This window comes from Kitasatospora sp. Xyl93 (genome assembly GCF_055383135.1).
In genome coordinates, this window is the sequence record NZ_AP029185.1 from 4,294,301 (window position 1) to 4,308,114 (window position 13,814).

The following is a 13,814-nucleotide window of genomic DNA, read 5'->3' on the forward strand; positions in this document are numbered from 1 at the left end:
GCCGGGAGCGGCGCCGACCGGCTCACCCCGCGGTGACCGGTCCGGCGCCGGCCGGCTCACACGGCTTCGAGCCGTTCGGCGCCGCCCGTGCAGCCGAGCTGCCGCTCGGCGGCCCGCTGGGCGAAGCCGCTCGCCAGTCGGCCCATCCGCTCCCGGCCGGGCCCGTCCGGGAGGGGCGCGCCGTCCTTCCCGGTGATCCGCAGGACGGCCCGGTAGGGCTCGGTCCGGCCGTTCACCGCGCAGCCGAAGGCGGCCGCTCCGAGTCCGTCGCCGCCGGCCCCCACGGTTCCGGGCTCCGCGTCGGCGGTGAGGGTCCGTCCGTCGGCCCCGGAGATCCGGCAGCGCAGGGACGGCTTGGTCCCGTCCGTCGCCGGCCGGTACTCCGTGGTCGCGTGGACCCGGGGGGCGCGGCCCAGCAGTCCGGCGATGCCCGGGTCGTCCAGCAGCCCCCGGCACTCCCCGTGCGACAGGGACACGGCCGGTGGCCGGTACTCGGTGCGGTCGAGGTACACGTGCCAGCCGAGCAGGCCGCCGCCGAGCAGCAGCGCGGTCCCACCCGCGGTCAGGGCCCGGGGATGCTTCACGGGCACAGGTCCTTCCTGGTCTCCACCAATGCGGCCCGGGCGAGCTGTTCGAGGTCGGCCCGGCCGTCGGCGCCGGCGGTGCGGGCGGCCTCGCCGGTGGTGATCTCGAGCTGGAAGTAGTCGTTCGGGTCGTACTCCTTCCTGCCCGGGCAGCCCGCGGCGACGGCGGCGCCGTCCGGCCACGAGGCGCCGAGGCCGGCGACGTCGAAGGCGTGCGCGTCCGGACGCCCGGCGCCCTCGGAGGTCAGGGCGATCCCGCCCTGGCGCCCGACGGAGGTGAAGGTGAGCGCGGTGCGGCCGTCGACCCGGATGGCGCAGGTCCTCGGGTCCCGACCGATGACCGGCCGCGTCCACTCCTCCACGTCCTGGCCGCCGTCCGGCAGCAGCCGCCCGAGCGGGGTGCCGGGGCCGGTGGGCAGGTCGCAGAGCCGGGCGGCCCGGCCGGGCGGGTCGGTGGGCCGGTGGCCCTGCCAGTCCCGGTAGCCGACGAACCCGGCGGCGGCCGCCGCCAGGACCAGGACGCCGGGCAGCAGCAGCGGATCCTGGAGGCGTCCCGCCCACCGGTGCGCCGGGAACCGGCCCCGGCCGCCCGCGGGCCCGCTCACGCGTCGCCCTTCGCGTTGGTGCTCACGTTGTTCACCGACCCGCGCGTCATGCCCTGGAGCGCGCTGTCGCGGGCGCTGTTGGCGAGCCGGTCGACGTCCTGGCGCGCGATCCCGCTGCCGGCGGCGGCGTCCCTGACCGCCTGGTCGGCCCCGGTGGCCACCCGGTGCTCCGCCTCGGCGGTGTGGTCGCGGCTCTCCTGGCGCCCGTCCTCGGTGGTGTCCTTCTTGTTGGCCTCGATCACGCTCTCGGCGATCGCGTCCAGCAGCTGCCCGGCGACCTCGCCGGCGATCGGGACCTTCTCCGTCACGGTGCCGATGACGGCCTCGAAGGCGGTCTTGCCGTAGCCGACGTTCTTCTCCAGCGCGTCGTTGAACTCCTTGTCGGAGGCGGCGTGCTGGTTGTGCACCTCGTCGACGCGGGCCTGGTTGAGGTAGCCGTTGACGACCCCGCCGGACTTCGCGGTGTGGTCGATGTCCGACTGCAGCCGGGCGAAGTCGGTCTCGCCGCTGTCCAGGTGGCCGCGGACGAGCGCGGTGGTGTAGGCCTGGTTGGCGTTGGCCACCGCGCCGTACGCGTCCGGGTCGCGTCCGAGGACGTCGAGCAGGCCGGAGACGGCCGAGGCGTCGAGCACGGCGGGGGAGCCGTTGACCGGCAGGTCGTGCCCGTGGGAGAGCGCGTTCTGCACGTCTCCGATGTACTCGGCGGTCATGTGGCCGAGGCTGCCCCGCATCGCGGCGAGCTTGCCGTCGCCCTTGACGTCCTCCAGCCCCCCGTCCTCGCCGTGCCGGCCGAAGGTGTCCACGACCCGCTTCATCAGGTTGGCCTGCTCGGTGGTGTGCCCGGCCGGCGGGGTGGGCCCCGGCTCGTCGTACGGGTGGCCGGTGGTGGCGGCCTCCAGGGCGCGGCCGAAGGCGGCCGGGCCGGCCTGCTTGCTCGCGTCCCAGACCTTGGAGTCCCGCGAGGTGGTGTCCGGGATCCAGTCCTTGTCGTGGGCGTAGTAGTCGAAGTAGTCCGAGGGCTTGGGCTTGCCGCCCCGGTCGACCGTGCCGTCCTCGTGGTACGCGGTCGGCTGCTCGGTGAAGAACCTGTTGGCCGCCTCCGGGCTGTGCGCGAGCGCCTCCAGGACGGCCGTGCTGGGGCGGAAGCCGGAGCCCGCCCCGTCGCCGCCGGTCAGGTTGAAGCCCTGGATCTGCGAGCCGGGCATCGGGGCCGGCCAGTACTTGTCCTGGGTGTCGAGCTGGGTGACGTGCTCGGCTATCGGGTTGAGGAAGTGGGCGTCGTAGTTGCCGTTCATCAGGATGCCGGAGAGCACCTGGTAGCCGTACGGCACGTAGTCCAGGCCGGAGGCCCGGTAGGGCTTGTCCCAGACCGGCTGGGAGCCGGCCTTGCGCAGCGCGGCGGCCCACTCGTCGGACAGGTGCGGCTCGTTGCCGGTGCGGGTGGCGGCGGCCAGGCTGAGCCCGAGGTTCTTCTGGAGCTGCTGGTAGGCCTTCCAGCGCGGGGACCCGTCGTCGCGCGGGTGCGCCGGGTCGCCGACCATGCCGTTCCAGGACTTGATCAGGCCGTCCGGTCCGAGGTCCTGGTAGAACTTGGTGGCGAACTTCGGGTCGCTGCCGTGCGAGGCCAACAGCGAGTTCAGTTCGGTGAGTTCGGGCTCGGTGATCTCCCCGCCCCGGCCGGCGAGCTGGGCGGCGCGCCTGCCGTCCGCCTCGGGGCCGCCGCCGACGGCCTTGCCGTTGAAGGACTTCTGACCATCCGTCATGCTGTCGGCGCGCAGCGCCCAGGCGGCCCGCTCGTCGGCGGCGGCGGCCTCGGCCACGGCGGCGTCGATCGCCTTGCGGGCGGCCTCCGCCTTGTCGCCCCACTCCTTCTGGTAGCTCTGGAGGGCCTCGTAGTCGTGCCGGGTGGCGGTGTCGGCCGGGGGCCAGCTCACGGTGCCGTTGTCGGTGACGGTCAGCCCGGCCGCCCGGGCGTCGCCGACGGCCTTCTCCAGCTTGGCCTTGGCCGCCTTGAACTCGGTCGACGCCTCCTTGAAGATCGAGGCGAAGGCGTCGGCCTCGGTGACGGCGGCGGTCAACTGCTCGTTGGCGCGCCGGAGTCCGGGGCGGGCCTGGTCGGCCGCCGGGCCGCTCCAGCAGGCGGAGTCGACCTTGGCGATCACCGTGGTGTCCCAGTCGCCGTCCATCGCCCGGAGCTTCTGGGCCACGGTGGTCCAGGCGGTGGCGGCGGTGTCCAGGACGCCGAAGTCGGCGGTGCTGAGCTCGTGGAAGTCGACCATCGCGGTGGTCCTCTCAGTTGCCGAGGTCGTGCTGGACGGCCGACTCGTTCCGCCGGTAGTTGGCGGCGGTGGCGCGCAGTGCCTGGGTGGTCTGCCCGATGGTGCCGCCGAGGGCGGCGACGCACTGGTCCCAGGTGCCGGCGGCGCCCGCCGCGGCCTTGCCGGTGCTCCAGTTGGCGAGCGAGGTGGAGACCTTGGCGGTGGCCTCGTCGGCGCCCCGGCCCTCGCTGTTGAGCCGGGCGTGGATCTGGTCGGAGTTGTTCCCCGCGGTGGTGAGCGCGTCGGGGTCGGCGCTGAAGCCGCCCCCGGCGCCGCCGCCTCCGCCGTCCGACGCCGAGGTCGAGTTGATCCGGGTGCGGGCCGCCTCCTGGGCGCGGGCCCGGGCGGTCAGGTTCCCGTCCGCGTCGTAGGCCCAAGGGTTCATCATCCGGTCGAACGCGGTCGCCCGATCAGACATGTCGATCGATCCCCTCCGTGCCGGTGCGGTGTCCCGGCACCCCCGTCGGCAAAGAATTCGGCAAGTGCGTAAAGAGTCCGACAAAGGGTACAGGTGGGTTCCGCTTTTGCCGAACCCCTAGGGGTGAGCGGGCCCGGCGTCATACCGCAGCAGCAGACGGGCTCGTCATTCGTGCTCATGTCCCGTACCGCACAAGACCGTTACGTTGGTGGGCGTGTCCACAGCTGTCATCAAGACGGACGGCCTCACCAAGAGGTTTCCCCGTGTCACCGCCCTCGACCAACTGACCGTCGAGGTGCGGCCGGGCGTGGTCGGTCTGGTCGGGTCCAACGGCGCGGGCAAGTCCACCCTGATCAAGATCCTGCTCGGGCTCGCCCCGGCGACCTCCGGCCGGGGCGAGGTCCTCGGCCTGGACGTCGCCACCCGGGGCTCCGAGATCCGGGCGCAGGTCGGCTACATGCCCGAGCACGACTGCCTGCCACCGGACGTCTCCGCGACCGAGTTCGTGGTGCACATGGCCCGGATGGCGGGGCTGCCCGCCACCGCCGCCCGTGAGCGCACCGCGGACACCCTGCGGCACGTCGGCCTGTACGAGGAGCGGTACCGCCCGATGGGCGGCTACTCGACCGGCATGAAGCAGCGGGTCAAGCTCGCCCAGGCGCTGGTGCACGACCCGAAGCTGGTGCTGCTGGACGAGCCGACCAACGGCCTCGACCCGGCCGGCCGGGACGAGATGCTGGCGCTGATCCGCCGGGTGCACACCGACTTCGGCATCTCGGTGCTGGTCACCACCCACCTGCTCGGCGAGCTGGAGCGGACCTGTGACCACCTGGTCGTGATCGACGGCGGCAAGCTGCTGCGCTCCTCCTCCACCGCCTCCTTCACCGAGGCGACGGCCGTCCTCGCGGTCGAGGTCGGCGACCACCCGGAGGACCACCTCCCGGAGCCGGGCCCGGCGGTCCGCGAGCGGCTCGCCGCGGCCGGCCTGTCCGTCCAGTCCGAGGGCTCGCACCAGCTGCTGGTCCGGCTGGCCGACGAGTCGACGTACGACACCATCCGCGACGCCGTCGCCGGACTCGGCCTCGGCCTGGTCCGGCTGGAGCAGCGCCGCCACCGGGTCGCCGAGCTCTTCACCGACTCCCAGGACACCGAGCAGAGCAAGGGAGGGACGAACGATGCCGCTGCCTCCTGAGACCAGGTCCGCCGACACCGGCGTCATCCACGACATCGGCTACCGCGGCTACACCGGGCCCCGGCTCGGCCGCTCCTACGCCACCCGCGCGCTCTTCACCCAGAGCCTGCGCGCCGCGTACGGCCTCGGCCGCTCGGGCAAGTCCAAGGTGCTGCCGATGCTGGTGCTGGGCGTGATCACCGTGCCCGCGCTGGTCATGGTGGCGCTCTCGGTCGTGATGAAGCGCGAGGAGCTGCCGGTCGAGTACGCCGGCTACCTCTCGATGCTCAGCCTGGTGGTCTCGGTCTTCCTCGCCTCCCAGGCGCCGGTGCTGCTCTCCCGGGACCTCCGCTACCAGACCGTCCCGCTCTACTTCTCCCGCCCGATCACCCGCACCGACTACGTCCGGGCCAAGTTCTGCGCCATGTTCTGCGCCCAACTGCTGCTGATGGCGGCCCCGTTGCTGGTGCTGTACATCGGCGCGCTGCTCGGCGGGATGGACTTCGCGCACAACACCGGGCACTTCCTGTACGGGCTGGTCGCGGCCGTGCTGTACGCCCTGGTGCCGACCTCGGTGGCCCTGGTGATCGCGGCCGCCACCCCCCGGCGGGGCTTCGGGGTGGCCGCGATCATGGGCTACCTGGCGGTCAGCGCCGCGCTGGGAGCCGCCGCGGTCGGTATCAGCAACCCCGGCACGACCGGCTCCGACGCGGCGCAGTGGATGTCGCTGATCTCGCCCACCGACCTGGTGGAGTCCCTGGTCAACGAGCTGTTCGGGCTCGGCGAGGGCTTCGACCGCCGGCACGCGCCGGGCGGCCTCGGGCTGGCGGTGTTCGCGCTCGTCGCGGTGGCCATGGTGGCCGGCTCGTACCGGCTGCTGCTGCGCCGCTACCGCAGCGTCTGATTCAACCGCAGTGTCTGAGAGAGGGACGCAGCATGGCCACCATCAGCATCGACAAGGTCTCCCGCTGGTTCGGGAACGTGGTCGCGGTCAACGACATCTCCATGGCCATCGGCCCCGGCATCACCGGCCTGCTCGGTCCCAACGGCGCGGGCAAGTCCACGCTCATCCACATGATGAGCGGCTTCCTGGCCCCCTCCAGCGGCTCGGTCACCCTGGACGGCGCGCCGATCTGGCGCAACCAGCAGGTGTACCGGCAGATCGGCCTGGTGCCCGAGCGGGAGTCGATGTACGACTACCTGACCGGCTGGGAGTTCGTCCTCGCCAACGCCGAACTGCACGGCCTGCCCCAGCCGGGCGCCGCCGCCCGCCGGGCGCTGGACCTGGTGGAGATGGACTACGCCAAGGACCGCCGCACCGGCACCTACTCCAAGGGCATGAAGCAGCGGGTCAAGATGGCCTCCGCCCTGGTCCACGACCCGTCCGTGCTGCTGCTCGACGAGCCCTTCAACGGCATGGACCCGCGCCAGCGGCTCCAGCTGATGGACCTGCTGCGCCGCTTCGGCGCGGACGGCCGGACCGTGCTGTTCTCCTCCCACATCCTGGAGGAGGTCGAGCAGCTGGCCCGGCACATCGAGGTGGTGGTCGCCGGACGGCACGCGGCCTCGGGCGACTTCCGCAGGATCCGCCGGCTGATGACCGACCGCCCGCACCGCTACCTGGTCCGTTCCAGCGACGACCGCCGGCTCGCCGCCGCGCTCATCGCGGACGGCTCCACCAGCGGCATCGAGGTGGACGAGCGGGACCGGGCGCTGCGGATCGAGGCGGTGAACTTCCAGGGCTTCACCACCCTGCTGCCCAGGGTCGCCCGGGAGGCCGGCATCCGGCTGTACACCGTCTCCCCGGCGGACGAATCGCTGGAGAGCGTCTTCTCGTACCTGGTGTCCGCGTGAGTGCCGCCGCCAGGGCCGCCGTCGTCCGGCACGTCCGGGAAATCGCCCGGGAAACCGCCCAGGAAGGGACCGACCGACCATGAACCCCACCGTCGCCAGGCTGACCCTGCGCGGGCTGCTGGGCCGCCGCCGCGGCCTGCTGCTGCTGGTGGTCCCGGCCCTGCTGGTGATCGTCGCGGCCATCGCGAGCGCGTCCAGCGCCGACCCGCACGACACGGCCGGCAACGTCCTCGGCGCGCTCGGCCTCGGCACCCTGGTCCCGATCCTCGGGCTGGTGGTCGGCACCGGTGTGATCGCCAACGAGATCGACGACGGCTCGATCGTCTACCTGCTCGCCAAGCCGCTGCCCCGGTGGCGGATCGTCACCACCAAGCTGGTCGTCGCGATCGGCGTCACCTGGTTGTTCTCGGTCGTCCCGACGCTGCTGGCCGGGCTGCTGCTGGTCGGCACCCAGGACGGCGTGGCGCTCGGCTACACGGTGGCGGTGCTGGTCGCCGGTGCCGCGTACAGCGCGCTGTTCCTGCTGCTCGGCGTGGTCACCCGGCACGCGGTGGTGGCCGGGCTGGCGTACGCCCTGATCTGGGAGTCGACGATCGGCAACTTCGTCGAGGGCGCCCGGACGCTGAGCATCCAGCAGTGGGGCCGCTCGGTGGCCGAGGCGGTCGCGGGGGAGAACGCGATCAGCTCCGACGTCTCGCTCGGGGCGGCCGTGCCGCTGTTGCTGGTGGTCACCGTCGCGGCGACGGTGTTCGCCTCGGTGAAGCTGGCCGGGATGACCCTCGCCGGCGAGGAGTGAGCCCGGTTCGGCGCCGAGCCCCCGGCGGAGCTGAGCCCCGCACGGAGCCGAGCCCGCCACGGCCGTGGGCCCCGGACACCCTCAGGTGTCCGGGGCCCACGGCCGTGCTCCCGCGGTGAGCGGCTCAGAGCGTGCGGTTGCGGCCCGCGCCCCAGCCGGCCACGCCGACCACCAGGGCGAGCACCAGCATCAGCGCCAGGGTGGCCTCCCACCCGCCGGTCAGCTGGTGCAGCGCCCCGGCGCCGACCGGACCGGCCGCCGCGACCAGGTAGCCGATCGCCTGCGACATCCCGCCCAGCTGGGCGGCGCCGCCCACGGTGCGGGTGCGCAGCACGATGAACGCCAGCCCCAGGCCCAGCGAACCGCCCTGGGCCACCCCGAGGATGGTCGCCGACGCCCACGCGGCGGAGACCGGCGCGATCAGCAGCAGCGCGATGCCCAGCCCGTTCAGGGCGGCCATGGTCACCGCCAGCGCGCGCTGGCTGGTCATCCGGCCGGCCATCAGCGGCACCAGGAAGGCGCCCGCCACCTGCACCAGGTTGGAGAAGGCGAAGACCAGACCGGCCTCGCCGCGGTCCATGCCGTGGTCGGCCAGGATGGTCGGCATCCACGCGACCAGGGTGTAGACCAGCAGCGACGAGATGCCCATGAAGAGGCTGATCTGCCAGGCCAGCGGGGACTTCCAGATGCCCTCGATCGGCTTGCCCGGCGCACCGGCCGCGGCGGCCGCCGTCCCCTGCCGCTCCTGACGGGAGCGCAGCACCTGCGGCAGCCAGGCCACCGCCGCGACCAGCGCGAGCAGCGACCAGGCGCCGAGCGACGCCCGCCAGCCGCCGCCGAGCGCGTGCTCCAGCGGGACGGAGGTGCCGGCCGCCAGGGTGGCGCCGACCAGCATGGTGGTCGAGTAGACGCCGGTCATGGTGGCCGCGCGGTCCGGGAACTCGCGCTTCACCAGGCCCGGCATCGACACGTTCAGCACCGCGATGGCCACGCCGATCACCACGCAGCCCGCGTACAGGGCCGCCACCGAGGGCAGCACCCGCAGCAGCACGCCCGCGCCCAGCACCAGCACCGCGCCGAGCACCACCCGCTCGACGCCGAAGCGGCGGGTCAGCCGGGGGGTGAGCGGGGCACCGGCGCCCTGGAAGAGCACCGGGACGGTGGTGATCAGCCCGGCCGCGGTGGCGGACAGGCCGAAGGTCCGCTGGATCTCGCCGACCATCGGCGAGACCGCGGCCAGGCAGGCGCGCATGTTCAGCGCGACCAGCACGATGCCGGTCAGCAGCAGGAGCGGATGGGCCAGCCGGGTGCGGACGGGGAGCGGGGCGGGAGTGGTGACAACCGGCTGCTGGGCACGGGTGACGGCCATGGGTGTGCTGTTCTTTCGTGAATGTGCGTGGATGCGGACGGCGGAACGGAGGCTCGCGCCGTCCTACTTCCGGGCCGCGATGGCCGCGAGCAGCTGCTCGACGGCCGCGGTCGGGCCGGCGAGCAGCGCACGACACGCCGCCTCCGCCCGGTCCGGATCACCGCTCTCGATCGCGTCGACCAGCGCCTCGTGGGTGGCGACGACCGCCTCGGGCATGTCGTGGTCGCCGAAGGCCGAGGTCATCGCCTCGCGTACGGAGGCGCCGAAGTAGCGGTACACCTCGGCCAGCGCCGGGTTGTGCGCGGCCTCGACGACGGCGGTGTGGAACTCCAGGTCGTGCTCGACGGTGGCCTCGCGGCTCGCCCGCTCGGGGTGGGCCGCGAACACCTCGGCCTCACGGGCCAGGGCGGCGCGCATCCGCCGGATGTCCTCGGGGGTGTGCCGCAGCGCGGCCAGCCGGGCGCCCTCGGTCTCCAGCGCCGCACGGACCTCCAGGACGTCCCGGATTCCGGAGCGCTGGACGCCGCGCAGCACGGACGCCGGGTCGCTGGTGGAGCGGACGAACGTCCCCTCGCCCTGCCGGGAGACCAGCATTCCGGCGTGCGCCAGCACCCGGATCGCCTCCCGGACGGTGTTCCGTCCGACCTGCAGCTGCTCGGCCAGCTCGTGCTCGGTGGGGATCCGCGACCCGACCGGCCACGCCCCACCCGCGAGCTGCTCCCGCAGCTGCTCGATCGCGGTGTCCACCAGGGAGCGCCGTCCGGCCGCCTGCAAACCGCCGCTCATGCCGGACCTCCCTCTCCACCGCATACGTCCTACCGGTCGTCGGTCATCCTACAACCGCTTGCCCGGTCATCCTACAACCCACCCGTGAACAGGCCGTGAACAGCGGTCGGCCCGCTCGGACGGCCGGGCCGGCGCCTTCGCGGGAGGCGTCAGCGCGGCGGGTAGAGCCCCTCCAGGACCACCGCGACGCCGTCCTCGTCGTTGCTGCCGGTGACGGCGTCGGCGACGGCGAGGAGCTCCTCGTGGGCGTTGGCCATGGCGACGCCGTGGGCGGCCCAGCCGAACATCGGGACGTCGTTGGGCATGTCGCCGAAGGCGATGGTGTCGGCGCCGCGGACGCCCAGACGGCGGGCGGCGACGGCCAGCCCGGTGGCCTTGGACAGGCCGAGCGGGAGCAGCTCGACCACGCCGGCGCCGGCCATCACCACGCCGACCAGGTCGCCGGCGGCACGGCGGGCGGCCTCGGCGAGGGCGTCGTCGCCGAGGGCGTGGTGCTGGATGTACAGCTTGCTGAGCGGGGCGTCGAACAGGCCGGTGCGCTCGACCCGGACGATCGGCAGGTCGGAGCCGATCCGCAGCTCGTAGCCGGGCCCGGCCAGTACCTGGCCGTCGAGGCCGTCCTGGTTGGCGGCGACGGCCAGCGGGCCGGTCTCGGCCTCGATCTTCTCGATCGCGAGCGCGGCGAGCCGCCGGTCCAGGGTGAGCGAGGTGAGCAGCTTGTGCGCGCCGGCGTCGTACACCTGGGCGCCCTGGCCGCAGACCGCTATGCCCGTGTAGCCGATCTCGTCGAAGACCGGGCGGGCCCAGACCGCGGAGCGCCCGGTGACGATGATGTGCAGCGCGCCCGCGTCGGTGGCCGCGGCCAGGGCGGCGCGGGTGCGCTCGGAGACGGTCTCCCCGCTGGTGAGCAGGGTGCCGTCGAGGTCGGTGGCGACCAGCCGGTAGGGCAGGTCGCCACCGTCGGGGGAGCCGTGGCGGGGGCTGGTGGTGCTCATGGGCCGTACGTCTCCCGGGAGTAGCGGGTGGTGCTGGGTGGTGCGGCCGGGTTACTTGACCGGCTGGAGGACGGTCCGCCCGCCGAGGTACGGCCGCAGCGCCTCGGGCACGACGACCGAGCCGTCGGCCTGCTGGTGGTTCTCCAGGATCGCCACGATGGTGCGCGGGATGGCGACCAGGGTGCCGTTCAGGGTGGCGAGCGGGCGGGTCCTGCCCTCCTCGCGCATCCGGATCGACAGTCGGCGGGCCTGGTACTCGGTGGTGTTGGAGGTCGAGGTGACCTCGCGGTACTTGCCCTGGGTGGGGATCCACGCCTCGATGTCGAACTTGCGCGCGGCCGAGGCGCCGAGGTCGCCGGAGGCGACGTCGATCACCCGGTACGGCAGCTCCAGCGCGTTGAGGAAGTCCTTCTCCCATTGGAGCAGGCGGCGGTGCTCGTTCTCCGCGTCCTCGGGAGTGGTGTAGACGAACATCTCCACCTTCTCGAACTGGTGGACGCGGATGATGCCGCGGGTGTCCTTGCCGTAGGTGCCGGCCTCGCGGCGGAAGCAGGACGAGTAGCCGGCGTAGCGCAGCGGCAGCTTGTCGGCGTCCAGGATCTCGTCCATGTGGTACGCCGCGAGCGGGACCTCGCTGGTGCCGACCAGGTACCGGTCGTCCTCGGCCAGGTGGTAGACGTTCTCGGCGGCCTGGCCGAGGAAGCCGGTGCCGTCCATGGCGGCCGGGCGGACCAGGGTCGGGGTGATCATCGGGATGAAGCCGGCCGCGGTGGCCTGGGCGATCGCCATGTTGACCAGGGCGAGCTCCAGCAGCGCGCCGACGCCGGTCAGGTAGTAGGACCGGGCTCCGGCGACCTTGGCGCCGCGCTCGGTGTCGATCGCGCCGAGGATCTGGCCGAGCTCGACGTGGTCGCGGGGCTCGAAGCCCTCGGCGGCGAAGTCGCGCGGGGTGCCGATCTCCTCGAGGGTGACGAAGTCCTCCTCGCCGCCGACCGGGGCGGCCGGGTCGATGAGGTTCGCCAGCGAGCGGAGCAGGCGGTCGGCCTCCTCCTTGGCCGCGCTCTGCTCGGCGTCGGCGGCCTTGACCTCGGCGGCGAGGTCCTTGGTGCGCTGGAGCAGGGCGGCCTTCTCGTCGCCCTTGGCCTGGGCGACCTGCTTCCCGAGCACCCGCTGCTCGTTGCGCAGTTCGTCGAAGCGGCTGCCCGAGGACCGGCGCCGTTCGTCGGCGGAGAGGAGGGCGTCGACCAGGTCGACGTCCTCGCCACGGACGCGCTGCGAGGCGCGCACTCGGTCAGGGTCCTCACGGAGCAGGCGAAGGTCAATCACAGGCCCTAGCGTACCGGGCGACCGTTCCTCCACCGGTACCGCTTTTCCCCTGGGGATAACTCCCCCGGTCCTGTGGATAACTTCTGTGGGCCACCGCGCGGCGGCGGGTTATCCACAGGTTCGGCCCCAGGCCTGTGGATCAAAGGGGAGGATCGCCTTCCGCGTGAACGAACCAGGGGATTGAGGTTTCAAACCTCAATCAACCTTCTCGAGTGAGGGAATTGAACCACTCGGACGGGTGATTTGCTGACAACCGGGTGACTCTGGTCCGATTGGTCATCTCTGCGATGCAAACCGATGATCCGACCCGTTCTGGGCAATGGCTATACCGGTTTGTCGACTCGTCCCCAGGCCTGTGGATAACTCCGGGCTTGTGGACAGCGGAGGGCCTGTGGACAGCGGGGTCGCGGCCCGGGCGGCCTGTGGACGACGGGGGAGGTGGCCCGTCCGCCCTGATCGGCCCGGTCCGGAACGGTCCACAACGGTCGGAAAAGGTCCGAAAGACAAAAGGCGTGGCTCAGATGTCGGCGCGGCCGTCGAGTGCGCGGGAGAGCCAGTCCGCCGCCGAGGTGAAATCCGCGTCCGAGGTCCCCGGCCGCCGGTGGGCGGTCGGCTGCCGGTCGGCACGCGGATAGGAGCCGAGGTACCGCACCTGCGGGCAGATCCGCTTGAGGCCCATCATCGCCTCGCCGACCCGGCGGTCGGACAGGTGGCCCTCGCAGTCGATCAGGAAGCAGTAGCTGCCCATCCCCTCACCGGTCGGGCGGGACTCGATCCGCATCAGGTTGACCCCGCGCACCGCGAACTCCTGGAGCAGCTCCAGCAGCGCACCCGGGTGGTCGTCCGGCAGCCAGACCACCATCGAGGTCTTGTCCGCGCCGGTCGGCGAGGAGACCCGCCCAGGGCGGCCGACCAGCACGAAGCGGGTCGCCGCGCTCTTCGCGTCCGCGATCTCCTTGACCAGCGGCTCCAGCCCGTAGATCGGCGCCGCGAACTCGCCCGCGAACGCGCCGTCGTAGCGGCCCTCGGCGACCAGCCGGGCGCCGTCCGCGTTGGAGGCGGCCGACTCCCACTTCGCCTCCGGCAGGTTCGCCGCCAGCCAGCGCCGCACCTGCGGCTGGGCCACCGGGTGGCTGGTCACCGTCTTGATCCCGGACAGCTCGGTGCCCGGCCGCACCAGCAGCGCGAAGGTGATCGGCAGCAGCACCTCACGGTAGATCATCAGCGGTGCGCCGGAGGCGAGTTCGTCGTTGGTCGCGGTGACCGCGCCCTCCACCGAGTTCTCGATCGGGACGAACGCCCCGGCCGCGTCCCCGCCGCGCACCGCGTCCAGCGCCAGCGCCACCGAGGACAGCGGCACCAGCTCCCGGGTCGCCGCCTCGGGCAGGGTGTGCAGGGCGGCCTCGGTGAACGTGCCGGCCGGTCCGAGGTAGGTGTAGCGGGTGGCCGACATGACGCCTCCGTGGGATCTCGGGTGCTGCGCGGGCGGGTTGTGCCGAAGCAGTCACCATAACGAGTCCGCGGCCCCGGCAGGAAAGCGTTCCGGTGGCCGGGACCGCGGCGGTGGACTTCGCGGGTCCGTCGCCGGACCC

13 protein-coding genes are annotated in these 13,814 nt (G+C 72.9%); 4 read left to right on the forward strand and 9 right to left on the reverse strand.

Annotation, left to right across the window (positions count from 1 at the left end):
• Window positions 1–56: 56 nt before the first annotated feature.
• The 4 genes from ACZ5GH_RS19195 to ACZ5GH_RS19210 are packed head-to-tail and all read right to left on the reverse strand — an operon-like array spanning window position 57 to window position 3,925.
• Window positions 57–584, reverse strand: coding sequence for a hypothetical protein (locus ACZ5GH_RS19195; protein WP_464334853.1), 528 nt, complete (start codon window positions 582–584; stop codon window positions 57–59).
• Window positions 581–1,189 carry a hypothetical protein gene (locus ACZ5GH_RS19200; protein ID WP_387759702.1) on the reverse strand — a complete coding sequence of 203 codons (609 nt, stop codon included), beginning with the start codon at window positions 1,187–1,189 and terminating at the stop codon, window positions 581–583. The genes ACZ5GH_RS19195 and ACZ5GH_RS19200 overlap by 4 nt, the downstream gene beginning before the upstream one ends.
• Window positions 1,186–3,468 (reverse strand): hypothetical protein, encoded by a 2,283-nt coding sequence (locus tag ACZ5GH_RS19205; RefSeq protein WP_464334854.1) that lies wholly within the window; start codon window positions 3,466–3,468, stop codon window positions 1,186–1,188. The genes ACZ5GH_RS19200 and ACZ5GH_RS19205 overlap by 4 nt, the downstream gene beginning before the upstream one ends.
• A gap of 13 nt (window positions 3,469–3,481) precedes the next feature.
• Window positions 3,482–3,925, reverse strand: a complete 444-nt coding sequence (locus tag ACZ5GH_RS19210; RefSeq protein ID WP_464334855.1) for a hypothetical protein — start codon at window positions 3,923–3,925, stop codon at window positions 3,482–3,484.
• 214 nt (window positions 3,926–4,139) lie between these two features.
• Here ACZ5GH_RS19210 and ACZ5GH_RS19215 point away from each other — a divergent pair, with 214 nt between their 5' ends.
• The 4 genes from ACZ5GH_RS19215 (at window position 4,140) to ACZ5GH_RS19230 (ending at window position 7,746) form a co-directional block, all read left to right on the forward strand.
• Window positions 4,140–5,117 carry an ABC transporter ATP-binding protein gene (locus ACZ5GH_RS19215; protein WP_464334856.1) on the forward strand — a complete coding sequence of 326 codons (978 nt, stop codon included), beginning with the start codon at window positions 4,140–4,142 and terminating at the stop codon, window positions 5,115–5,117.
• Complete coding sequence (locus tag ACZ5GH_RS19220; protein ID WP_387759710.1) at window positions 5,101–6,000, forward strand: ABC transporter permease; 900 nt, start codon at window positions 5,101–5,103, stop codon at window positions 5,998–6,000. Before ACZ5GH_RS19215 ends, ACZ5GH_RS19220 begins: the two co-directional genes overlap by 17 nt.
• A 32-nt stretch (window positions 6,001–6,032) precedes the next feature.
• Complete coding sequence (locus ACZ5GH_RS19225; RefSeq protein ID WP_464334857.1) at window positions 6,033–6,950, forward strand: ABC transporter ATP-binding protein; 918 nt, start codon at window positions 6,033–6,035, stop codon at window positions 6,948–6,950.
• 79 nt (window positions 6,951–7,029) lie between these two features.
• A complete protein-coding gene (locus ACZ5GH_RS19230) occupies window positions 7,030–7,746 on the forward strand; it encodes an ABC transporter permease (protein ID WP_387759714.1) in 717 nt (238 codons plus the stop codon).
• A gap of 124 nt (window positions 7,747–7,870) precedes the next feature.
• Here the strand turns inward: ACZ5GH_RS19230 and ACZ5GH_RS19235 are convergent, their stop codons facing one another.
• The 5 genes from ACZ5GH_RS19235 to pheA form a co-directional block, all read right to left on the reverse strand.
• Entirely contained in the window at window positions 7,871–9,115 is a 1,245-nt protein-coding gene (locus ACZ5GH_RS19235; protein ID WP_387758957.1) for a CynX/NimT family MFS transporter, read from the reverse strand.
• 63 nt (window positions 9,116–9,178) lie between these two features.
• Entirely contained in the window at window positions 9,179–9,901 is a 723-nt protein-coding gene (locus ACZ5GH_RS19240) for a FadR/GntR family transcriptional regulator (RefSeq protein WP_387758959.1), read from the reverse strand.
• Window positions 9,902–10,050: 149 nt separating this feature from the next.
• Window positions 10,051–10,896, reverse strand: coding sequence for an HAD family hydrolase (locus tag ACZ5GH_RS19245; protein ID WP_387758961.1), 846 nt, complete (start codon window positions 10,894–10,896; stop codon window positions 10,051–10,053).
• Window positions 10,897–10,947: 51 nt separating this feature from the next.
• Complete coding sequence (gene serS, locus ACZ5GH_RS19250) at window positions 10,948–12,222, reverse strand: serine--tRNA ligase (protein ID WP_387758963.1); 1,275 nt, start codon at window positions 12,220–12,222, stop codon at window positions 10,948–10,950.
• 517 nt (window positions 12,223–12,739) lie between these two features.
• Entirely contained in the window at window positions 12,740–13,675 is a 936-nt protein-coding gene (gene pheA, locus ACZ5GH_RS19255) for a prephenate dehydratase (RefSeq protein WP_387758965.1), read from the reverse strand.
• Window positions 13,676–13,814 lie beyond the last annotated feature (139 nt).

Excerpts from the sequence above, each read along its gene's own strand:
- ACZ5GH_RS19205 (WP_464334854.1), bottom strand. The coding sequence starts at position 3,468 with ATGGTCGACTTCCACGAGCTCAGCACCGCCGACTTCGGCGTCCTGGAC.
- ACZ5GH_RS19210 (WP_464334855.1), bottom strand. The coding sequence starts at position 3,925 with ATGTCTGATCGGGCGACCGCGTTCGACCGGATGATGAACCCTTGGGCC.
- ACZ5GH_RS19220 (WP_387759710.1), top strand. The coding sequence starts at position 5,101 with ATGCCGCTGCCTCCTGAGACCAGGTCCGCCGACACCGGCGTCATCCAC.
- ACZ5GH_RS19225 (WP_464334857.1), top strand. The coding sequence starts at position 6,033 with ATGGCCACCATCAGCATCGACAAGGTCTCCCGCTGGTTCGGGAACGTG.
- ACZ5GH_RS19230 (WP_387759714.1), top strand. The coding sequence starts at position 7,030 with ATGAACCCCACCGTCGCCAGGCTGACCCTGCGCGGGCTGCTGGGCCGC.
- ACZ5GH_RS19235 (WP_387758957.1), bottom strand. The coding sequence starts at position 9,115 with ATGGCCGTCACCCGTGCCCAGCAGCCGGTTGTCACCACTCCCGCCCCG.
- ACZ5GH_RS19240 (WP_387758959.1), bottom strand. The coding sequence starts at position 9,901 with ATGAGCGGCGGTTTGCAGGCGGCCGGACGGCGCTCCCTGGTGGACACC.
- ACZ5GH_RS19245 (WP_387758961.1), bottom strand. The coding sequence starts at position 10,896 with ATGAGCACCACCAGCCCCCGCCACGGCTCCCCCGACGGTGGCGACCTG.
- pheA (WP_387758965.1), bottom strand. The coding sequence starts at position 13,675 with ATGTCGGCCACCCGCTACACCTACCTCGGACCGGCCGGCACGTTCACC.